General features: G+C 48.1%; 18 protein-coding genes. 13 read left to right on the forward strand and 5 right to left on the reverse strand.

Going from position 1 to position 22820, the window contains the following annotated elements; translation table 11 throughout:
- Positions 1-4: 4 nt before the first annotated feature.
- On the reverse strand, positions 5-1699 hold the full coding sequence (locus ACJAYR_RS12190; RefSeq protein ID WP_415236854.1) for a formate--tetrahydrofolate ligase: 1695 nt from the start codon (positions 1697-1699) through the stop codon (positions 5-7).
- A 387-nt stretch (positions 1700-2086) separates the two neighbouring features.
- Here ACJAYR_RS12190 and ACJAYR_RS12195 point away from each other — a divergent pair, with 387 nt between their 5' ends.
- From ACJAYR_RS12195 to ACJAYR_RS12210, 4 genes are all read left to right on the forward strand, one after another.
- Positions 2087-3457: a glutamine synthetase family protein gene (locus ACJAYR_RS12195; RefSeq protein WP_415236855.1), complete on the forward strand. Its 1371-nt coding sequence runs from the start codon at positions 2087-2089 to the stop codon at positions 3455-3457.
- Between the two features lie 31 nt (positions 3458-3488).
- A complete protein-coding gene (locus ACJAYR_RS12200) occupies positions 3489-4943 on the forward strand; it encodes a PLP-dependent aminotransferase family protein (RefSeq protein WP_415236856.1) in 1455 nt (484 codons plus the stop codon).
- Positions 4944-5072: 129 nt separating this feature from the next.
- Positions 5073-5927, forward strand: coding sequence for a TauD/TfdA dioxygenase family protein (locus tag ACJAYR_RS12205; RefSeq protein ID WP_415236857.1), 855 nt, complete (start codon positions 5073-5075; stop codon positions 5925-5927).
- Between the two features lie 47 nt (positions 5928-5974).
- Entirely contained in the window at positions 5975-6841 is an 867-nt protein-coding gene (locus tag ACJAYR_RS12210; protein WP_415236858.1) for a type 1 glutamine amidotransferase, read from the forward strand.
- Between the two features lie 15 nt (positions 6842-6856).
- Here the strand turns inward: ACJAYR_RS12210 and ACJAYR_RS12215 are convergent, their stop codons facing one another.
- Positions 6857-7615 (reverse strand): DeoR/GlpR family DNA-binding transcription regulator, encoded by a 759-nt coding sequence (locus ACJAYR_RS12215; RefSeq protein WP_415236859.1) that lies wholly within the window; start codon positions 7613-7615, stop codon positions 6857-6859.
- Positions 7616-7897: 282 nt separating this feature from the next.
- Between ACJAYR_RS12215 and ACJAYR_RS12220 the strand changes: the two genes are divergently transcribed.
- A complete protein-coding gene (locus ACJAYR_RS12220; RefSeq protein WP_415236860.1) occupies positions 7898-9289 on the forward strand; it encodes an aldehyde dehydrogenase family protein in 1392 nt (463 codons plus the stop codon).
- Between the two features lie 9 nt (positions 9290-9298).
- Positions 9299-10477 carry an iron-containing alcohol dehydrogenase gene (locus ACJAYR_RS12225; RefSeq protein ID WP_415236861.1) on the forward strand — a complete coding sequence of 393 codons (1179 nt, stop codon included), beginning with the start codon at positions 9299-9301 and terminating at the stop codon, positions 10475-10477.
- Between the two features lie 53 nt (positions 10478-10530).
- Here ACJAYR_RS12225 and ACJAYR_RS12230 read toward each other — a convergent pair whose 3' ends face one another.
- Together ACJAYR_RS12230 and ACJAYR_RS12235 are read right to left on the reverse strand one after the other, a co-directional pair.
- Positions 10531-11394: an EamA family transporter gene (locus ACJAYR_RS12230; RefSeq protein WP_415236862.1), complete on the reverse strand. Its 864-nt coding sequence runs from the start codon at positions 11392-11394 to the stop codon at positions 10531-10533.
- Positions 11395-11403: 9 nt separating this feature from the next.
- Positions 11404-12291, reverse strand: coding sequence for a LysR substrate-binding domain-containing protein (locus tag ACJAYR_RS12235; protein WP_415236863.1), 888 nt, complete (start codon positions 12289-12291; stop codon positions 11404-11406).
- Between the two features lie 332 nt (positions 12292-12623).
- On the opposite strand from ACJAYR_RS12235, the gene ACJAYR_RS12240 reads away from it, so the two are divergent.
- The 7 genes from ACJAYR_RS12240 to ACJAYR_RS12270 all read left to right on the forward strand — a co-directional run bounded on the left by ACJAYR_RS12240 (position 12624) and on the right by ACJAYR_RS12270 (position 21860).
- Positions 12624-13646, forward strand: a complete 1023-nt coding sequence (locus ACJAYR_RS12240) for a putative 2-aminoethylphosphonate ABC transporter substrate-binding protein (protein ID WP_415236864.1) — start codon at positions 12624-12626, stop codon at positions 13644-13646.
- Between the two features lie 108 nt (positions 13647-13754).
- Entirely contained in the window at positions 13755-14855 is a 1101-nt protein-coding gene (locus ACJAYR_RS12245; RefSeq protein WP_415236865.1) for a putative 2-aminoethylphosphonate ABC transporter ATP-binding protein, read from the forward strand.
- A gap of 4 nt (positions 14856-14859) precedes the next feature.
- Positions 14860-16566: a putative 2-aminoethylphosphonate ABC transporter permease subunit gene (locus ACJAYR_RS12250; protein WP_415236866.1), complete on the forward strand. Its 1707-nt coding sequence runs from the start codon at positions 14860-14862 to the stop codon at positions 16564-16566.
- A gap of 3 nt (positions 16567-16569) precedes the next feature.
- On the forward strand, positions 16570-17973 hold the full coding sequence (locus tag ACJAYR_RS12255) for an aspartate aminotransferase family protein (RefSeq protein WP_415236867.1): 1404 nt from the start codon (positions 16570-16572) through the stop codon (positions 17971-17973).
- Positions 17974-18146: 173 nt separating this feature from the next.
- A complete protein-coding gene (locus ACJAYR_RS12260) occupies positions 18147-19274 on the forward strand; it encodes a 2-aminoethylphosphonate--pyruvate transaminase (protein WP_415236870.1) in 1128 nt (375 codons plus the stop codon).
- A gap of 25 nt (positions 19275-19299) precedes the next feature.
- A complete protein-coding gene (locus ACJAYR_RS12265; RefSeq protein ID WP_415236871.1) occupies positions 19300-20979 on the forward strand; it encodes a Na/Pi cotransporter family protein in 1680 nt (559 codons plus the stop codon).
- Positions 20980-20990: 11 nt separating this feature from the next.
- Positions 20991-21860, forward strand: a complete 870-nt coding sequence (locus ACJAYR_RS12270) for a GNAT family N-acetyltransferase (protein WP_415236868.1) — start codon at positions 20991-20993, stop codon at positions 21858-21860.
- Positions 21861-21924: 64 nt separating this feature from the next.
- Here ACJAYR_RS12270 and ACJAYR_RS12275 read toward each other — a convergent pair whose 3' ends face one another.
- Positions 21925-22671: a glycerophosphodiester phosphodiesterase family protein gene (locus ACJAYR_RS12275; protein ID WP_415236869.1), complete on the reverse strand. Its 747-nt coding sequence runs from the start codon at positions 22669-22671 to the stop codon at positions 21925-21927.
- Positions 22672-22820 lie beyond the last annotated feature (149 nt).

Genomic DNA, 22820 nt, shown 5'->3' on the forward strand with positions numbered 1-22820 from the left:
AGCGCTAAAAAAGACCCACGATTTGACCATTTTCGTCGACATCAATTTTGTCCGCTGCAGGGACACGCGGCAAGCCTGGCATGGTCATGATATCACCGCAAACCACAACGACAAATTCGGCGCCACTGGCCACCCTGATTTCACGAATGGGAACGGAGTGATTTGAAGGAGCGCCTTTCAGGGTTGGATCCGTTGAAAAGCTGTATTGGGTCTTAGCTATGCAAACAGGAAAATGGCCAAATCCTTGTGCTTGCAAATCGTCGAATTGGTCGCGCACTTTCTGGTTGGCCATTATGTCATCTGCCCGATAGATGTTTTGCGCAATGGATTTAACTTTGTTCCACAAGGTTGTTTCATCGTCATAGATAAAGTTAAGCGCGCTTGAATTTTCGTCAATTTTATTGGCAACCACATGGGCCAGCGCTTCTGCGCCAGCACCGCCATTTCCCCAATGATCTGAGACAATCGCATCCACACCAACTTCAGCACAAATCTTAATAATGGCGGATACTTCTGCTTCTGTATCCGCTGAGAATTTATTAACAGCAACAACAACAGGCAGGTTAAATTTCTTCATATTTTCAATATGCCGGATAAGATTCATTGCGCCATCCTGAACGGCTGTCACGTTTTCTTTGCCTAGATCCTCTTTACTGACACCGCCGTGCATTTTCAAAGCCCGGATCGTTGCAACAATGACCGCGACTTCAGGGCGAAGGCCAGATTTTCTGCATTTTATATCGAGGAATTTTTCTGCTCCAAGATCTGCGCCGAAACCTGCTTCTGTGACAACATAATCAGCAAGCTTCAACGCTGTTTTTGTCGCGAGAACAGAATTGCATCCGTGGGCAATATTGGCAAATGGCCCGCCGTGGATGAACGCCGGATTATTTTCCAGTGTCTGCACAAGATTGGGTTGAAACGCATCTTTCAGCAGAGCCGTCATGGCACCATGCGCGTTCAAGTCCTTGGCAAAGACAGGCGTGCGGGTCCGGGTATATCCCACAATGATGTTGCCAAGACGGTTCTTTAGATCATCCAGATCGGATGCCAGACAGAAAATTGCCATCACTTCAGAGGCAACGGTAATGTCAAAATGGTCTTCACGGGGAAAGCCATTTGCGACACCGCCCAGACTGTTTACGATATTCCGAAGCGCCCGATCGTTCATGTCCACGACACGCCGCCAGGTAACGCGCCGTTCATCAATCTCAAGCGTATTGCCCCAATATATATGATTGTCGATCATTGCCGCCAAAAGGTTGTTAGCAACGCCAATAGCATGGAAATCACCAGTAAAATGAAGGTTGATATCTGTCATCGGAACGACCTGCGCGTAACCCCCACCTGCGGCGCCACCCTTCATACCAAAGCACGGGCCCAACGATGGTTCACGCAAACAAATCATCGTGTTTCTGCCAATTCGGTTCAGCGCGTCTCCCAGTCCCACAGTCGTAGTTGTTTTGCCTTCTCCAGCGGGGGTTGGGGTCATCGCCGTCACCAGAATCAGCTTTCCATCCGGTTTGTCTTGTAAGGTTTGGATATAATCCAGTGAAATTTTTGCTTTGTAATGACCATATGGTTCTAGATTCTGCGCATCAACGCCCAGTCTGTCTTTTGCAATGTCCAAAACGGGCTTCATGCGGGCTTGGTTTGCAATCTCAATATCGCTTTTAGGATTACTGTGCTGTGAGGTCATTTGGCTTTTCCACTGATCGATTATTGGCATTGGTGAGAGGGTATGCCCTCTTCGTGGACTTGAATTATTAAACAGAGTGTGTCGCTGGAGGGCTTCTCGCTATCCATGATACGACATTTAGTCTTCAAAACACGCTTATGACGATAAGGTGAGGACAAAAACTGCCCGTATATAACGCCTTTTTTACGGTATAAAGTGCGTGTTGCAAAGTGACTGGAAAATTTGGACATATCAGAATTTTGTGAATTTATGTTTGAATTTTGTTGTGAAAGGCCCCTCAATTTTGTTGATTTTAACGTCCTTTTGAGAGATTCTCTCCTCATTCTAATTATATGGCTCAAATTTGAGTATTGGGCCGGAACAATAAATTTCAGGTAGTTGGACATTATGATGGAAGCGAGAGACGTCAAAACGGTTGAGGACGCAAAGAAAATTGTCGAAGAGCGTGGCCTTGACTATGTAAAAGTCGGTATTTTTGATATCGACGGCGTAATGCGGGGAAAATATCTCAGTAAATCCAAGTTTTTTGGTATTCTGGAAAAAGGATTTGGCTTCTGTGATGTTGTCTTGGGCTGGGATGCCAACGACCAACTTTATGACAAAGAAAGTTATACCGGTTGGAAGACAGGGTATCCGGACGCGCACGTTGTTCCCGTTATCGACAGCTGCCGCGATCTTCCGATGGAAGACAATATGCTTTTGTTCCTGCTTGAATTTGGTGACCGTGCTGAAGCGGTTTGTCCGCGCGGTACATTGCGCAAGGTGCTGAGAAAAGCCGAAGCAATGGGGTATAAGGCAACCGCTGCCTGTGAATATGAATTTTTCATGTTCAATGAAACGCCCAAATCGGTCCGCGAAAAACACTATAAGGATCTTGAGAATTTTACACCCGGCTTCTTTGGGTACTCCATGTTGCGGGCGTCAGTCGAATCTGATTTTTACGAGCAGCTTCTGGAATTATGTACCTTGATGGATATGGAACTGGAAGGGCTGCATACAGAAACCGGCCCCGGGGTTCTTGAAGCGGCGATCGGGTATGATGAAGCGTTGGCAGCGGCCGACAAGGGCGCCTTGTTTAAAACCTTTACAAAAGTTCTGGCGCAGCGCAACGACCTTATGGCAACCTTTATGGCCAAATGGTCTGCTGATTATCCGGGTCAAAGTGGTCACATTCACCTGTCACTTGCCGGATTGGATGGAAAAAGCGTCTTCTTTGATCCATCTAAAGCCGACAGTATGAGCGATGAAATGCGGTATTTCATTGGCGGACAGCAGAAACTTATGCCCGAATTGCTGGCCATGGTTTCTCCGACGATCAATAGTTACACTCGCCTTATTCCCGGCGCATGGGCACCAACGGAGGCCAGCTGGGGTGTTGAAAATAGAACCTGCGCCTTGCGGGCCATTCCGGGCGACGCCAAATCCCAGCGGGTTGAATACCGGATCGCTGCCGCAGACATGAACCCTTATCTTGCAATTGCCGCCGCACTTGGTTCTGGTCTCTGGGGAATTGAAAATAAAGTAGAACCAACCGAAGGGATTGTAGGCAGTGCCTATGATCAGGAATTCCCGGATCACCTGGCATTGCCGCAGACGTTGTGGGATGCGGCAGGGCGCCTGAAAAAATCGGACGCTGCCCGTGAATTGTTCGGCGATGCCTTTGTTGACCACTATGCAATTACACGCGAATGGGAAGAACGGGAATTCCGTAAAGCCATCACTGATTGGGAAATGCAACGGTATTTTGAAATTATCTAGCCTTGTCGTTGTCTTTGCGATTGGGTGACACATGCTTTTCTCAATCAACAAAAACAGTCAAACCAGCATTCAGGAGCAGCTGCGAAACACAATTGTCGCAGCGATCCTGAATGGACAGCTAAAGGGCGGCGTTCGTCTCCCTTCAACGCGCCGTCTTTCCTCTGATCTAAGCGTTTCCCGAACAACGGTCGTTCTTGTTTACGAAAAACTCGTTGAAGACGGATTTCTGATTTCTGCCAATCGTTCCAGTTTCAGGGTCCGGGAGGGACTGCCCGGTGTCTCTCGCGGTGGCTTGATACAGGAGGGCGGATCTGAAAAGACTTCACTGGACTGGCAGTCCCGTTTCAAGAAAAAGCCGGGGCAACAAAGCAACATCGTCAAACCTGCCAATTGGCAAGATTATAAATACCCCTTTGTCTATGGTCAGCCTGACCCCGTTCTTTTCCCACTTGCTGCATGGCGTGAATGCTCTCGTCAGGCAATGAGCGAATTGGCCATGCGGGAATGGACAACGGATGCGTTTGCCCAGGATGATCCTCAGCTTGTTAATGAAATTCGAACGAAATTATTACCAAAACGGGGTATCTATGCGGACGAAAGTGAAATCCTGATTACCTCCGGGGCGCAAAATGCATTATTTTTGATTGCGGCTCAATTGATGGCCCGCGGAACCGTTGTCGGTGTTGAGGATCCCGGATATCCGGATGCTCGCAATATCTTCTCTATTCAAGGGGCTGAACTTGTACCAATTCCGCTTGATCGGGATGGGGCCTGTCTTTCTGGAAAAGCGAACGCCTGTGACTATCTTTTTTTAACGCCCAGCCATCATTCTCCAACAAACATCCGGATGTCAGAAGAACGTAAAACGGCCTTTCTGAAAATGGCGTCTTTGCATGACCAGATTATTATTGAGGACGATTATGAAAGCGATATTCATTCTCAGAATAATCCGTCCCTTGCTTTGAAGGCATTGGATCAAACCGCCCGGGTGATTTATGTGGGAAGTTTATCAAAATCCATTTTTCCCGGGTTGCGCCTCGGATATATTGTCGCGGATCGGGTTCTTATTTCAGAGCTGCGGGCCTTTCGGCGATTAATGCTTCGGCATGCACCCAGCAATAATCAGCGCACCACCTCTTTATTCATCGCCCTTGGATACCATGACACTTATATCCGAAAACTCCATCGGATTTACAAAGAGCGCCGAGAAATCATGAAGGATTGCCTGGATAAAGATCTGCCCGGTTTGTGCCGAATTCCAGATGCCGGCGGAACAAGCTTTTGGATGCAGGGCGATGACGTAATGGATGCTGAAAATCTTGCGCGCAGGGCATTGGAAAAAGAAGTGGTTATAGAGCCGGGGCATCTCCATTTTTTTGAACCGGAAAAAAACCGTAACTTCTTTCGCTTGGGTTTTTCGTCAATTGACGGGGCTCGAATTCCGGATGGTATTCGCGCGATTGCCAGCTTGATGCCAACCGAATAATCTGGTCTTATCTAATGTTTAAAACTGGACCTAACGAGTAGGGGCCTTATCCTCTAACTAGAAGGTATGATGTAATCAGGACCGCGCGAAATCTGGCGTGAAAACTTTTGTGATGGAAAGGTTTGGACAATGGGATCAAGTACGATTGAGGTTGAACCGCTAGCCAGCTCATTAGGGGCTTTTATTCACGGTGTTGATTTATCTAAGGCGCTGTCTGAAGAACAGTTTCAGGACGTTCACGATGCTCTTGTTGATAATTCCGTGGTTTTTTTCCGGGATCAGGATCTGACGCCGGAACGCCAACTGGAATTTGCGCGTGGGTTTGGTACACCAGAAGTACACCCGATTGTCGCAGGGTCAAATGATCATCCTGAATTGATTGAAGTCTTAAAACCTGCGGGTGAAGGCGCATCCTTTGGAACAGGGTGGCATACGGATAATACGTTTTTTGAAAAGCCAAGCATGATCACAATGCTTTACGGCATTGAAACACCCCCCGTCGGCGGTGACACTATGTGGGCCAGTATGGAAAAAGCCTATGATCATCTGTCAGACGGTATGAAGGAGCTTCTTGACGGACTGGTCGCAGTTCATTCAGCTAAAGTGGCTTTTGACCCGCGGACAACAGCAGAAAAATACGAAGGAAAACACTCCCTTAAATATACGTACTCTGATGCGGTTACACAGGAAGTGGAGCATCCCCTGATCCGGACCCATGATGTTTCCGGCAGGAAAAGTATTTTCGTCAATCCTATGTTCACAATTCGCATCAAGGGAATGACTGAAAAAGAAAGCGCTCCGATCCTTCAATATCTTTACGAGTTTTCCACCCAGCCAGAATTCGCCTGTCGTTTTCGTTGGGAAGATAAGTCGGTGGCGATGTGGGATAATCGCTGCACCCAGCATTACGCGATGAACGATTATGTCCAATATCGCCGTTTAATGCGCCGCGTGACAATTGGTGGTGATAAACGGCCTGTTTGATCAGGTAAAAAGAACAGAAGTGGATTGGTGGGTTTTGGGGATGACGGATGGATTTTAAACAGGCACGTTTTCTGGTTTTGGATGGCTACCCGAAAGAACACCGGGGGCCTCTTGCCGATAATCAGGGAACGTTGGCAGGTGAGCTTTATGCGGCTTTAATACGCGAATGTGCTCCCGGATGTCAGGTCGATATCGCATTTCCTGCTGATCTGGACAGCATGTTGCCGTCAGGAAATGATCTGCTGGCGTATGATGGTGTTGTTTGGACCGGATCCAGTTTAACCATTCATGACGAACAGGATGAAAGGGTTATCAGGCAAATCCGATTTGCCCAAGCTGTGTTCGAAAATGGTGTGCCCATGTTTGGCAGTTGCTGGGCCGCTCAGATGGCGGTCACGGCTGCAGGGGGTACCTGTGCGAAAAATCCCCGAGGCCGTGAGTTTGGCCTTGCTCGAAAAATTTGCCTGACCGGGGCAGGGCGCGGGCATCCGATGTTCAGTGGTAAGAAAACCGTGTTTGACGGGTTTACCAGTCATGAAGATGAGATCACTCACCTGCCTGAGGGCGGGGTTTTGCTTGCCTCTAATGACTTCACGTCGGTTCAGGCTGTTGACGTAACATTTAAAGGCGGATCCTTCTGGGCGGTTCAGTATCATCCTGAATATGATCTGCATGAAATTGCCAGTTTGTGTCGCTGGCGTCGGGAAGGGCTGACAGCGCAAGGGAACTTTGCCTCAATTGCAGAGGCCGATCTGTTTATTGAAAAGATGGAAACGCTTCATTTAGCGCCAGAGCGCAAAGATTTGAGATGGCAGCTTGGTGTTGATCAGGATGTGCTTAATCCAGATGTCCGCTGTCAGGAGCTGAGAAATTGGCTTGCTTACAAAATTAAGCCCAATATCAAGAAAAAATAGAGGGCGCTGTAGGCGCTAAGGGGTGACTTTAATTTTGCTGGCACCGATCTGGTCAACAATCTCGTCCGGGGGCATTTTGTCCGTCAGTAACAGATCAATCCGGTCCAGATCACAAACCTTAACGATGCCCGGTTTCTGGAATTTGGTGTGATCGGCGGTCACGATCAATTTCTCCGCCATCGGTAAGACAGCCCTTTTAAATTCGGCTTCTGCCAGATCGAAATCCAGGCATCCTTGAGCCGGATGCAAGGCACCAATTGACATAATGGCATATTGTGTTGTGAATTGGCGGGCGAATTCAATGGCGGTTGGACCATAAGCAGCACTATCATCTGAGCGGATTTCACCCCCTGCCATAAACACACGGTTATAGTTGCGGGAGCAAAGCTCTCGGGCCACTTCTGTGGAATTGGTCACAACAGTAAGGTTTCGATGGGCAATCAGTTCTTTTGCGAAGTAGCATGAAGTGCTGCCATTATCGATCAACAATGTTGTTCCGTCCGGAATTATTTCAGACGCCATCTTAGCAATCTTAAGTTTTTCGTCCCGTTGTTCCTGAAGTCGACTGAGAAACGGGGGCTCCAAAGAGCTGTGCGGCAGCATGACACCACCATGAATTTTTTCAACAGAGCCGGCAGAGGCAAGATGACGGATGTCTCGCCGAATTGTTTCGTCCGAGACATCGAGCTGGCTTGCCAGTTCAATGACACTGCAGGACTTTCGAACCTGTAAAACCTTCATTATTTCAAGCTGGCGTTTGGATTGTTTTATCATGAAGTGCTGACTTTTTATTCGGGTAGGGTGAAATTGGTAGCATAAAATGAGGAAAACGGAAAACAAAATGTGGAATTCCAAAAAAGTGTATTAAATTTTGTTGAGTTAATGAAGGTATTCGTCATAAAGCCAAGATTTTTGAGTAAAATATGTGAAAAAAATAGTTGAGCTATATGGGTGAAAGTGGGTAAATACGATTTGTTTTTTGAGGAGCGAATGTATGCCAAAAAATGGCCGCTCCTCTCTTTAATTTCTTCACATGCCAGATACGGGATTTCGTATATGTCCGATAGTTTGAAAACCTACAGCCCTGTCGATGGGACCCTTTATGTTGAACGTCCCTATATGTCTGAGGATGCAATCCCGGGTTTACTGGATACGGCGACCGCGGCGCAAGCCGAATGGAAAAAGAAGTCGGTTGCCGAGCGCGCAGAAATTTTGACTCGTTGCGTCGCGAATTTTGAAAGTAAGAAAGACAAAATTGGTGAAGAGCTCGCTTGGCAGATGGGACGACCTGTCAGATATGGCGCGGGGGAAGTCGGTGGCTTCGTTGAGCGCGCAACTTACATGATTTCAGTTGCGGAAAACGCATTGCAGCCAGTTGCCGTCGATGAAAAAGAAGGCTTTACCCGATATATCAAACGGGAACCACTGGGTGTGGTCTTTACAATTGCGCCCTGGAATTTCCCTTACATGACGGCAGTAAATTCCATCGTTCCTGCTTTGATGGCTGGGAATGCCGTTATTCTGAAACACGCAACGCAGACACATTTATGCGGCGAAACAATGCAGCAGGCTTTTGAAGAAGCGGGCTTGCCAAACGGATTGTTTCAACTGGTAACAGCAACACATCAGTTTGCTGCCAGCCTTATTCAGTCTGGTCGAGTTGATTATGTGGCGTTCACAGGGTCCGTTCCTGGCGGCGCGGCAATGGAAAAAGCGGCGACTGGCCAGTTTATTGGTGTTGGTCTTGAGCTTGGCGGTAAAGACCCGGCCTACGTCCGTGCGGATGCAGATCCCGCTTATGCAGCAGAGAATCTGGTCGATGGCGCAATGTTCAATTCCGGTCAGTCCTGTTGTGGTATCGAACGGATTTATGTGCATGAAGATGTGTATGATGCGTTTGTCGACGCTGTTGTAAAAACGGTAAACGGCTATGTACTTGGTAATCCGTTGGATCCGGAGACAACCCTCGGTCCTTGTGTGAATGCAAAGGCTGCTGATTTCGTACGTGGCCAAATCAAAGATGCTGTTGCTGCGGGAGCGAAAGCCTTGATTGATCCTGCTTCCTTCGAAGCAGACAAGGAAGGAACACCGTATCTAGCGCCGCAGGTCTTGGTAGATGTGGACCACACTATGCGCGTGATGACTGAGGAAAGCTTTGGTCCGGTTGTTGGTATTATGAAAGTTTCTTCCGATGAAGAAGCGATCAACCTGATGAATGATAGTGAATTTGGTTTGACCGCCTCAGTCTGGACCAATGACGAAGCCGCCGCCATCGAGATCGGTGACCAGGTAAATACAGGAACATGGTTTATGAACCGGTGTGATTATCTGGATCCTGCATTGGCTTGGACAGGCGTGAAAAACTCTGGTCGGGGATGCACATTATCCACGGTTGGTTATGAAAGCCTGACCCGTCCAAAATCCTATCATTTGCGTACCAAGATTTAAGGAAGTTCAATGTCTGATACTATCGAAAACTTACAGGGTAACTGGAACTACCCAACTGCCGTTCGTTTTGGCGTCGGTAAAGCAGCCGGGATCGGAGAAGCATGCCGGGATTTGGGTATGAAAAACCCTTTGCTGGTAACGGATCCGGGACTGGCAGGACTTCCAATGATTGCCGATGCGGTCGCCAGCTGTGAAAAAGCTGGTTTGACCTGCGGTGTGTTCAGCGACATCAAACCAAATCCGATTGGCCAAAATGTAGACGATGGCGCAGATGCTTATAAAGCGGGAAATCATGATGGCGTGATCGCTTTTGGCGGTGGCTCCGGACTGGATGCAGCCAAAGCAATTGCCTTGCTAGTTGGTCAGACCCGTCCGCTTTTTGATTTTGAAGATGCAGGGGATAACTGGACCCGCGTAATTGAAGAGGGCGTAGCCCCAATTGTTGCGGTTCCGACCACCTCCGGAACAGGCTCTGAGGTTGGTCGTGCATCGGTCATTACCGATGAGGCCAACCATGTAAAGAAAATCATTTTTCATCCGAAAATGATGCCGTCTATTGTGGTGGCGGACCCTGCCTTGACTGTCGGATTGCCTGCCCATATTACGGCGGCAACCGGTATGGATGCATTATCGCATAATCTGGAAGCTTATTGCTCACCATTTTTCCACCCAATGGCTGAAGGGATTGCGGTAGAAGGTATTCGGCTGGTGAAAGAGTATTTGCCAGCAGCGGTGAAGGATGGCAATGATTTGGTTGCCAGAAGCCAGATGATGATCTCATCAACAATGGGTGCGACAGCTTTTCAGCGTGGCTTGGGCGGTATGCATGCTCTGGCTCATCCGCTCGGTGCTTTGTATGATGCTCATCATGGATTGCTGAACGCGGTTCTGATGCCGTATGTCCTTATCCGCAACCGCTCTGTCATTGAAAACAGAATGAGCCGTTTGGCAGCTTATATCGGACTAGAAAATGCGTCTTTTGATGGCGTGTTGAATTGGGTTCTGGAGTTGCGTCAGGAACTCAAAATCCCGAATGATCTAGGCGCCCTGAACATCGACGATGCGCAGGCCGATCTTGTCGGTCGTATGGCAACTGAAGATCCATCAGCTGGCGGAAACCCCATACAGCTTACGGCTGATGAGTATAAAGATGTGTTTGTAAAAGCTGTTAAAGGTGATTTGAGCTGACGTTAAAATCAGCCAATATGGTAAAGAGGCAGGTAATGATGACCTGCCTCGTCTTACCCGTACAGAATAACGGTAATAATTCCGGCAGATAATATCGCCGAGGCGATCAGTCTGCGGGCAATCGCCCCTTCATTTAAAAAATACCCTCCCAGAATGACAGAGAGCGGAATGGAGGCTTGGCGAATGGTTGTGACAATCGCAACATCGCCCCCCATTGAATAGGCTATTAAAATCAGAATATAAGATCCATAGACACAGGCAATCAGCTGAGCGTTCAGGAAGGGTTTTTCCACGAGCCGCGAAAGCCCCATGAATCGAGGCGGACGGTTCCCCATCAGGAAGTTTGCCGTGACGAGCAGTGGCCAACAAATAAGTTGTGTCCAGAAAAAGAGAACGGGCGGTTCTAATCCAAGCATCAGGCGGGAATCTGCCAGAGAATAAATACCAGTGGCACACATGGCGAGTGTCGCAAGGCCTAATGTTTTACCGTCGTCCAGCAGGTTGTGCCCTCGGCGATACAGGAGAAGAACGGCTCCGATCAAGACAAGAGTAATGCCGACAAGGACCAGAAGGGAGTAGTGAATTCCCAAAACAAGAAAGCTGAAGGCAACGATAAAAACGGGAGAGGCTCTGATAATCGGGTAATAGGCCGAAAGATCTCCACGTTTTAACGTTGCGGCCAGCGCCAGATTATAAAGAAGCTGTCCGGCGACTGAGGCAGAAATCAGCATCCATTGATCTGCGTTAAGCCAGAAATTTGCACCGATCAGCAAGCCATGGATAAGGCCAACCACCGCGATACCAAACGATAGGGTAATGAAAGCGAATTGAGGTTCATTGTCCTTTTTTGCAAGTAAGTTCCATAACGGATGCAAAAAAGCAGAACAGAGAACGAGGAGTATAATTGTAAGAGTCAAAATATTTACTTACTGAACAGATGGCGCCTCTGTTTCGACAATTTTGTTGGCATTTAGAAAAGCTTTAACGCTGCGGAGTTCCAGTTTCTCGCGCAGGCAAACCAGCGATTCTGTCATGGTTGCTGAACAATCAGATAATGGAATTTCCACCAGACGCGAGTCGTGCCCAAATTCTGGTTTGCTGACTATCCCCACTCCTAAGTTGGAGGCAACTGCTTCTTTGGCCGCTTCTCTTCCCTGAACTTCCAGTGCAACTTTCAAGCTAAGCCCAGCCATTGCAAATTCTCTTTCGACATGATTGCGGGTTCGCGAGCCCGGTTCTCTCAGTATGAGTTCCGTTTCGGTTGCAAGCTCTTTCAGGGTAACACCTTGCTTTGTCGCCCAAGGATGGGTTTTCGAGACGAAAGCAACCAGTGGGTCCCGGCATAGTGTAACAGAATGAAAACGGTTGTCTTCCTGCATATCGGCAACGATTCCAAGATCGTATGAAAAATTCTGCAAGCCGCTTAGAATTTCTTCTGCGTTGCCTATTCTGAGTGAAATTGTGATCCCTTCAAAGTCGCGCTTGAACCGGGCGATTAACGGAATAACATGAAGGGGCGTGTCTGCCGCGATATTCAAGTGCCCTTTTTCAAGTTTCTGATGGGCGGACAGCAGGTCAACTGCTTGTTTTTCAAGTGTGAATTTTCTTTGAGTGATTTCCAGCAATTGTTCGCCCAGTTGGGTCAGCCTGACAACCCGCTTATGTCTATGAAACAATAAGACGTTAAATCGCTCCTCTAGCTTCTTCACCTGATCGGATAAAGCAGGCTGAGTTAGACCAAGATGAGCGGCCGCTTTTGAGAAGCCGCCTTGGGTTGCAACGGCATGGAATGCCCGCAACTGAGAATGATACATAACCTGAGCCTATAAGATTAATAAAATAAAAAACTTTTGATTATGTTAAGAAACGCGTTATCGTTTGGTCAAGAGATTTGGGAGAATCTCGTTCATTTATTCTAAAATGTGGGATTTTTGAGCATAAATTTGGAAATTGGCTTAAAAAGTGTCGTTTGACAGAAATATTTTGGAAGATTTTGAAACTATAATCAAATAAAGTCGTTCTATGAGGGTTGTCATAAATTTATAACAATAAGCCTTCATTAGTTCAGCGTGTTTTCGGTTCACAGTTTTGTGTGACAAGTGTGAGCCGATAAAATTATTGGGTGTCTAACAGAACGGAGCTAACCATGAAGTCACAAATTCTCAAATCCATACTTGGAAGTGTTGCAGGCATTCTTGCCTTGTCATCTGTAGCCGCAGCGGCAGAATTAACTGTCTATACAGCTGTCGAAGCAGAAGATCTTAAGAAATATGCGGCAAAATTTAATGAAGATCACCCAGATATCAAAATCAACTGGGTTCGGGATTCGACCGGTATCATTACAGCCAAATTGCTGGCCGAAAAAAACAATCCTAAAGCTGATATCGTTTGGGGTCTGGCCGCAACAAGTCTGATGCTGCTGGGTGAAGAAGGCATGCTGGAAGCTTATTCACCAAAAGGTGTTGAAAAGCTTGATCCAAAATTCCGCGATAGTGCAAATCCAACCAAGTGGACAGGCATGGATGCCTGGGTTGCTTCTGTTTGTTACAATACAGTTGAAGCCGGAAAAGCAGGTCTTCCAATTCCAACGTCGTGGAAAGATCTGACAAAGCCTGTTTATAAAAACCAGATCATTATGCCTAATCCGAACTCATCCGGAACCGGCTTCCTTGACGTTTCTTCCTGGTTGCAGCTTTTCGGTGAAGAGGGTGGCTGGAAATACATGGACGCACTCCATGAAAATATTGCCCGTTATACCCATTCAGGCTCCAAGCCTTGTAAACTTGCGGCTGCTGGTGAAATTCCAATCGGTATTTCATTCGCTTTCCGGGGAGCCAAATCCAAAGCAAAAGGCGCTCCGCTTGAAATCGTTGTGCCTACCGAAGGCGTCGGCTGGGATATGGAAGCGACAGCGATCCTGAAAGGATCAAAGAACATGGAAGCGGCTAAAACGCTTGCAGACTGGTCCGTCACCAAGAAGGCAAACGAAATGTATAACGAAGGTTATGCGGTTGTTGCCTATCCAGGTGTTGCGAAACCGGTTGAGCATTTCCCACCACAAATTGCGACAGCAATGATCAAAAACGACTTTGCCTGGGCGGCTAAAAACCGCAAAAACATTCTCGCTGAATGGCAGAAGCGTTACGATTCTAAATCAGATCCAAAATAGTTCGTACCTATTGTGAACTGCAGGCATTCCCGCACGCAAGATTGCGGGAATGCCATCTGTTAAGCTGTAAATTGGCAAAGTGTCAAAAGAGAGAATGCGAGTAGCCTTATGAAAAGTAGTGGGACCGATGCGGCGAAAAGCGCCTATCTGAAAGCAGAAAATATTACCAAGAAATTTGGAAGTTTTACCGCCCTGAAGAATATTTCTTTAGAGGTATTCGAAGGTGAATTCGTTTGCTTTCTTGGGCCGTCCGGGTGCGGAAAAACAACCATGTTACGTGCAATCGCCGGTCTTGATATCCAGACATCGGGCAGCATTTTTCAGGGCGGTATCGATATTTCGGCCTTACCCGCTTCGGAACGTGATTTCGGTATTGTTTTTCAGTCCTATGCATTGTTTCCAAATCTAAGCGTTTCAGCAAATGTTGGATATGGGCTGGTGAATATGCGGTCATCCAAAGCGGATGTCGCATCCCGGGTATCAGAATTATTATCGTTGGTTGGACTTGAAGGACAGGAAGACAAGTTTCCGGCCCAATTGTCTGGTGGGCAGCAGCAGCGTGTCGCGCTGGCCAGAGCCTTGGCCATGTCCCCCGGTCTCTTGCTTTTAGATGAACCGTTATCGGCCCTTGATGCGAAGGTGCGTGTGCATTTGCGTCATGAGATGAAAGAATTGCAGCGCCGACTTGGCGTAACAACAATTATGGTGACTCACGATCAGGAAGAAGCCTTAACAATGGCGGATCGGATCGTCGTGATGAATGATGGTGTCATCGAGCAGGTTGGTACACCAATGGAAATTTACCGGCATCCTGCCTCTCCTTTTGTGGCGGAGTTTGTGGGAACCATGAATTTCCTCAAAGCGCAAAAAAGTAATGAAGGCACGGTCTCGCTTGGCGGCCACGCCCTGACATTATCCGACGCGGAAAAACAACGGCTGGATGGCAATGAAGTTCTAGCCTGCGTCCGGCCTGAAGACATTGCTGTTCGGGACCTGGATGAGACAACCGACAATTCGTTCGATGTACGCGTAAAGGATCTGGAATTTTTGGGGTCATTCTGTCGTGCATCTTTGGATTATGGCGACGGGAATAGTGAAATTTTAGCTGATTTCTCTATCAACCTCATCCGCGATAAAAAGATTACGGTAGGTGAAACAGTGCGCGTCGCATTGCCGAAAAACCGTATTCATATTTTCTCACAAGGGTAAGGCGATGACAGATCACACTTTATCCGAACGAGAGCCTATTATCGTAAAACCAAAATTGAGCCGTGATGACTGGGTCATGCGGGCCTTCATTCTTGGTATTGGCTTATGGCTGGTTATTACCTTGTTGATGCCGCTCTATGCCATGTTGTCAAAGAGTACGCAAAACAAAGATGGCGTTTTTATTGGCTTGGCCAATTATATAGACTATTTCTCAACGCCCGCTCTGTTTTATTCGATCAACAACAGTTTCTTCATTGCGATCGTCTCAACGATCATCACGATAAGCCTGGCCTCAGTCTTCGCCTTTATTCTGTCTCGGTCAACCATACCCGGTAAGGCTTTGTTCAAAGGGGCGGCACTTCTTCCGTTGCTGGCACCTTCCTTATTGCCCGGCATTTCTTTTGTATACCTTTTCGGGCGACAGGGGGTTTTGAAAGGGTTGATGGGCGATTACAGTATTTATGGTCCTATCGGGATTATTATGGGCGAGGTTTTTTATACCTTTCCCCACGCTTTGATGATTTTGATTGCCGCATTTTCAATTGCTGACGCGCGTTTGTATGAAGCAGCAGAAGCTTTGCGAACAAGTCGGGTCCGCACGTTCTTTACAGTAACGCTACCGGGCATAAAATACGGTTTGATCAGCGCAATCTTTGTGGTTTTTACACTGGTGATCACAGACTTTGGTATTCCAAAGGTGATTGGCGGACAGTATAACGTTCTGGCGACCGATATTTACAAGCAGGTCATTGGACAGCAGAATTTTGAAATGGGTGCCGTGGTAAGTGTGGTCCTGTTGGTTCCTGCGATCCTCGCTTTTATGGTGGACAGGTTCGTTCAAAGAAAACAGGTGGCGATGCTGACGGCGAGGGCCGTACCTTATCAGCCAAAACCGCATTCCCTGCTGAATAAGATTTTCTTCCTATATTGTCTGACAGTCAGCCTGATGATTATCGGGATTATTGGAATGGCGGGATATGCCTCGTTTGTAACTTTCTGGCCTTATAATCTCGAATTATCCCTGAACAACTATAATTTTGATGTGATGGATGGCGGCGGCTGGGAGTCTTTTTATAATTCCCTGAAAATGGCAGCTTATACGGCTGTTTTTGGAACTATAATCATTTTCACCGGCGCGTATATGGTCGAGAAGGCCAAGGGTGCCAAGGTTATGCGCGGGGTCATTCAGTTCCTGTGCATGATCCCGATGGCTGTGCCCGGTATGGTTCTTGGTCTAGCTTATATTTTCTTCTTCAATCATCCCGACAATCCATTGGAAGTGATTTATGGAACCATGGCGATCCTGGTCATTGTGACGATTGCCCACTTTTATACGGTTAGTCACTTAACGGCGATGACGGCATTGAAGCAAATGGATCCAGAATTTGAAACGGTTTCGGCCTCTTTGAAAGTACCGTTTTTCCGGACATTCATAAGGGTAACGATCCCGGTCTGTATGCCGGCCATTCTGGATATTTCGATCTATCTGTTCGTCAACGCGATGACAACAGTTTCGGCTGTCATATTTCTGTATTCATCAGATACGACACTGGCGTCTATTGCCGCTCTTAATATGGATGATGCCGGAGATGTCGCACCCGCTGCGGCGATGTGTATGGTGATTGTTGCAACCTCTGCTGTTGTTCGTATTTTCCATGCGCTGCTAACGCGTGGACTGGCTGCCAGAACACAGGCCTGGAGAAAGCGCTAAGTTATGTCAGTAGGAGCTTCGGGGTCACGGGATGCGTTGAAACCGCACCAGTCGGAGGGGGATGTCAATTCCTCTCCCCGGCGACAGGAATGGGCGGCTCGAAATATTGATCCGCACTCAAAACAACTTTTGGACCGGGACGCGCAGGCTTTTCTGCATCAATCGGTTTCCACGCCCTGCCTGAATACCATTCAGGCGGCTGACGGCGCATATATTATTGACGGGCAGGGGCGTAAGCTTCTGGATTTTCACGGCAATAATGTCCACCACATCGGCTATGGGCATCCGCGATTGAAAGAGGCAATCACCCAGCAAATGAATGAGCTGCCATTTGCTCCCCGGCGATTTACCTGTGATCCGGCTGTTGAACTTGCTGAAAAACTCCGGGATATCTCTCCAGGGGATCTGGGCAAGGTTCTTTTTGCGACCGGCGGGTCTGATGCCATTGAAATGGCGCTTAAAGTGGCCCGTGCCAAGACCGGGCGATTTAAGACAATTTCGTTTTGGGATGCGTTTCACGGGGCCGGGTTTGGTGCCTCCAGTATCGGAGGGGAGCAACTTTTCCGTGGTCAGGCGATTGGCCCGTTGTTGCCAGGGACAGAACATGTTGCCCCTTATGCCTGTTATCGATGCCCTTACGGATATGAAGTGAATGAGGACGGCCAGCCGGACCTGCTGCTATGCAAAACAACCTGCGCCAATATGATCCGGTATGTCCTGGAGAAGGAGGGCAATGTTGCTGCCGTTATCGCAGAGCCTGCCCGGGCCGTACCTTATAATCCTCCTGAAGGGTTCTGGAAAATGGTACGACAGGCCTGTAATGACGCTGGTGCGCTTTTGATCTTTGATGAGATCCCGACAGGGCTGGGTAAAACAGGCAGAATGTTCGCCTGTGATCATGATGATGTCATTCCTGATATTTTAGTAATGGGCAAGGCACTAGGAGGAGGTATTCTGCCGATCGCCGCGACTTTATGCCATCCTGATCTGGATGTTTTAGGAGATTATGCCATTGGTCACTATACCCATGAGAAAAACCCGGTAACGACGCGCGCGGCGCTCACCACTATTCAGATTATTGAAGACGAAGGGCTTGTTGAAAATGCTGCGAAAATAGGGGCCTACGCCTTGGAGCGCATGCGGCATATGAAGTCCAAATATTCGCTGATTGGCGATGTTAGAGGGCGTGGTTTTCTGCTGGGTCTGGATCTTGTGCAGGACAGGGCAACAAAGGAAGGTGCCAATGACGCGGCTGAGGAAATTCTGTACCGCTCCTTTGATGAAGGCCTTAGTTTTAAAACGACCATGGGGAATGTTTTGACGCTGACGCCACCTTTGATAACGACGCAGGATCAGATGGATTTTGCCCTGGATATTCTGGATGCAGCGATCAAAAAGGTGTCTTAAACCCCTATATCGTTTCAACTTATATATTGGATTATAAATAGCAATTTGACTTATCGATGACGGCTCGGCCATATGGACCTACAGGCAATTATTCCTCTGAGCTAAGGAGAAGGAATGTGACACAGAACGCCGTTTCAAAAAATGAAATCTCGACCAGTCAAGGCGTCTTCCCGATGGGGGAAGAGCCGTATTTGCTGACACCCGGCCCGTTGACCACCGCCGCTTCAACGAAGGCGGCGATGTTGAAGGATTGGGGGTCCTGGGATGATGATTTCAAAGCGGTTAGCAAGGAAATCCGAACCCGTCTTGTCGCGATGTGTGGCGGTGAGGCAGAATATGATTGTGTCTTGATGCAGGGAAGTGGAACTTTCTCTGTGGAGGCCGCTCTTGCCTCCTTCATCCCAAAGGACGGAAAAGCCTTAATTTTGATGAACGGGGCCTATGGGCAGCGATCGGCAAAAACACTGGATTATATTGGTCGTGCCTATGTAACCCTTGATAAAGGCGATTACCTGCCGCCGATGCCTGAAGAAGTTGATGCGTTACTCACAGAACATAAAGACGTGACACATGTTGTTGTTGTTCAATGTGAAACCAGTTCCGGTATCCTTAATCCGGTCAAAGCAATTTCTGATGTTGTCAGACGTCATGGCCGGAAGCTGATCATCGATAGTATGAGCGCGTTTGGGGCCGTCCCATTGGACGTTTCGGAAATTCCGTTTGAAGTCATGGTGTCCTCTGCCAACAAATGCATTGAAGGCGTGCCCGGCTTTGGTTTTCTGATTGCTCGTAAGGATGCGTTGGAGGCAGCTAACGGCAATAGTCATTCCCTTAGTCTGGATGTTCATGATCAGTGGGTCTATATGAATAAGACCGGTCAGTGGCGTTTTACACCGCCCACTCACACGGTTGTCGCTTTCCTGGAAGCCCTTCATTTACATGAAGCTGAAGGGGGTGTTCAGGGCCGCCTCGCCCGTTATACCAACAATCGAAATGTTTTGGTTTCCGGAATGCGGTCGATGGGGTTTGAAACCCTCTTGGAAGATGCGTGGTTATCCCCTATTATCACCACCTTCTTCAGCCCGAACGATCCCAATTTTGAGTTTGGTCGCTTTTACAAAGAAATTAAATCCAGAGGATTTATTATTTATCCCGGTAAGCTGACTGTTGCTGACAGTTTCAGGGTTGGGTGTATTGGCCTTCTTGATCAAACCGTGATGGAAGGGGTGCTGAGGGCCATTAAAGAAAGCTGTGAAGCTATGGGGGTAAAAAACTTTGCCCCACCAGACGGAGTGAAATAAAGAAGCATTGGACGCAACATCGGTATTGATTAGCCTGCTGGGCGGAGTTTCTCTGCTTTTGTGGGGACTGAGAATGGTAAATACAGGCGTCACCCGCGCTTTTGGGCGGGAGCTTGGAAAAATACTGAATTTCAGTCTGAAAAACAGGTTTAAATCCTTCCTTGGTGGGCTTGGTGTCACCATGCTTCTACAAAGTAGTACGGCAACGGCCTTGTTGACGGCCTCTTTTGCCGGGCGGGGCTTGGTCACCGCGTCTGCCGGGATCGCCGTTATGCTGGGTGCTGATGTGGGAACAACGCTGGTTGCTCAGGCCCTTAGTTTCGATCTTTCCTGGATGGCACCGGCGTTGTTGTTTATTGGCTTTATCCGCCATTCTACAGCCAAAACAACGCGGGCTAAAAACCTGGGCCGAATATTCCTTGGCTTGGGAATGATGTTAACAGCTCTTAAGTTGCTGGTTGTTGCGTCTGGTCCGATACGAGATTCTGAGGTTGCCCAGTTTGTCTTCAGCTCGCTGGCGGGCGAGCCTGTCTTAACCGTTGTTATCGGCGCCCTGATTACTTTTGTTGCTCATTCCAGCTTGGCGACTGTTCTGTTTATCCTGACGTTAGTGGCGACAGGCGGCATCCCGCAAAATGTTGCACTGGCCATGGTATTAGGGGCTAATCTTGGCGGCGCGTTGCCCCCGGTATTAGCAACTTTAAACGGGGATGAAGCCTCCCGCCGCCCACCGCTTGGAAATTTTCTTTGCAGACTGACAGGCGTCGTTGTCTTGCTACCGGTCCTTGGGCTTGTCGGGCCAGAGCTAGCTAAGCTTGAAGCCGATCCCGCGCGGCAGGTTGTCAACTTCCACACCCTGTTTAATTTGGGTCTGGCGCTATTTTTCATCTTCTTTACCGGCCCTCTTGGAAAGTTGACAGAGCGGCTTATTCCAGCAAAAACAACAGGCAGCGATAACGCCCGCCGTCCAATTCATCTGGACCGGGCCGCATTAGACAGCCCCCAGCTTGCACTGGCCAATGCCGTTCGAGATACGTTAAGAATGGGCGATGTTCTGGAGAAAATGTTCCGCGATCTACAGGTCGCATTTGCACAGAATGATAACTTCTTGTTGAATGAAGTGCGCGAGTCCGATGAGGTCATTAAGGAGTTTAATGCCGGTATCAAGGCTTACCTGACGGAATTGGGCCGGGAAATGCTGGAAGATGAAGACGAGCGACGCTGCACGGAAATCATGACATTCACCACTAATCTGGAAAATGTGGGTAATATCGTTGTTTTGAACCTTGCTGAACTGGTCGAACGAACAGCCAGTAAACAGGTTACATTCTCTAGTGACGACATCGTCGATCACAAAAAGCTCTTTGATATGCTTCTGTCAAATCTAAAGCTGTCTTTCAGTGTCTTCCTGACGCGCGAGGAAATGCAGGCGGCCAGCCTCATTCACCAAAAGCAAGCGTTGCGGGACGCCGAACAGAAAGCGGTGAACGGTCACCTGGAACGGTTGCGTAAAGATGGCAATATGGATGAAAGTTCCAGTGCTATTCACCTTGGATTGCTCAGTGATTTGAGGCGCGTCAGTTCTTTGATTTCTTCTGTCGCTTACCCCATTGTTCAGGAAAAAGAAAAGCGTCTCAAAGACGCGAAAAAGGCGAAGAAGAAGGAAAAATCAAGAAAAAACGTTGGGCAACCTGAAAACCTTTAATAAGAAAACCCATGACCTACTCAGATTTTCGGTTTCGGCAACTCCATAGAAATGAAGTTGAAAATCTGGTCCAAATGACCGATGAAGTCGGCTGGGGATTTAGTGCTGAAAACTGGCGTATCATTTTATCATCAGGACAGATTTTTTTGCTGGTTGACGAGGCAAATGAAATTGCCGCCACCGCCGCGTTATTTAGATATCGTGATCATCTGGCGTCCATTGGCAGCGTCATTGTAAGAGAGCGTTTTCGAGGGTTGGGGCTGGCCTCCCGGGTGCTGGATGCAGCTGAAGACAGTCTTGATCTGGACCGATCTATTGTCCAACTTATTGCAACCAAAGACGGCTTTCCTGTTTACCAGTCTCGCGGCTATCGTCCTATCGCTGACTGTCATCGCTTGGTCCGTCCGAAGCGCGCAACGCAGATTTCTGTTCCTTCTTTGCCAGCCTGCCGATTTGACCCTGTTCCACCTGACATGTGGGAAGACGTTCTTGATTTTGACAGGAAGTGTAATCAAGTGGATCGTGGTCAGGTTCTTACTGCCATGTTTCACGCTGGATATCGGACGATGGCGGTTTTCGATCAAAAAACGGGGCAAATCCTGGGATATGCGATGTCCGGGCCACGGAAATCAATGACTGTGATCGGGCCTGTTGTCGCAAAAGACCTGTCCATCGCTTGTGCTTTGGTTCAGATGTTAATTTATGGTCGTTCCGAAGACTTCAGAATAGACATATTGAGCCATCAGGAAGCCTTTTGTGCGGTGATGAATAGGGAGGGTTTCTGTTTGGAAGACACATCGCCGGTAATGGTTCGCGGCAAGGGACCTCTCAAAAATCTACAATCAGATGCATATGCTATTATTTCTCAGGCTTTTGGGTGAGCAAAACCTGAGAAATATATCGAGTGCCCGGTTTGCATGAATTGATCAGAAGGGGCCGGGCTTTTTAAACGAGGCGCCCTAATCGGTCCGGAAAATCTGTGATGATTGCATCAACATTCCAATCCAGCAATCGGGTCGCTGTATCTTCATCATTCACGGTATAGACTAGAAACTTATAACCAGCAGCCTGCACTTTTTGAACAATTTCGCGGGTAACAAAAGGATGGTAGACGTGAAGGCTTGCAGCCCCTGTGTCAATCAGCCGACGTTCCCAGTCAGGCGGAATAGCGTCCGTCAGATACCCTAACGGAATATGCGGAACATAGTGGCCTGTGCGAACCAACGCTTCTTCGCTAAACGACGAAATCAGCATGGGATAATCCTTGGGCAGATCGTCTTTTAATTGCTGCCCGACAATATCGGCGGTGGGGATCTGCCAGCCATCAACTGGTTTCACCTCAAGATTGAGGCTCATTCCTAACTCAGATGTTAATTCAAGAGCCTCTGCCAGTGTCGGTATTTTTTCAGCAGAAAATTCAGGGGCAAACCAGGATCCGGCATCCAGCGCACGAACCGCCTCAAAGTTATTCAACAAAACAGGGCCATCACCGTTGGTGCATCTGTTAAGGTTTGTGTCGTGGTGAATAACGGTTTTGTCGTCTTTGGTAACGGTAACATCTATTTCAATGGATTTTGCTCCGGCACTCGCCGCTGCTTTAAAGGACGCCAGCGTATTCTCCGGGGCCAATCCCTTTGCGCCACGATGCCCAATGATACGAGGCATTGTGTCAAAAAAATAATTGGATGTCATACCAGAAGCTCCTGCTGTTTATCCTGCTGGTCTTTTATGGACCAGTCTATTGGTGTTTGAAAATGCTTGATTAAGTATTCGTTTGCCTGCGAAAAATGCGAATTTCCTATGAAACCGCGATGTGCCGACAAGGGTGAGGGATGGGGGCT

Source organism: Sneathiella sp. (assembly GCF_047631475.1).
Lineage (GTDB): Bacteria > Pseudomonadota > Alphaproteobacteria > Sneathiellales > Sneathiellaceae > Sneathiella.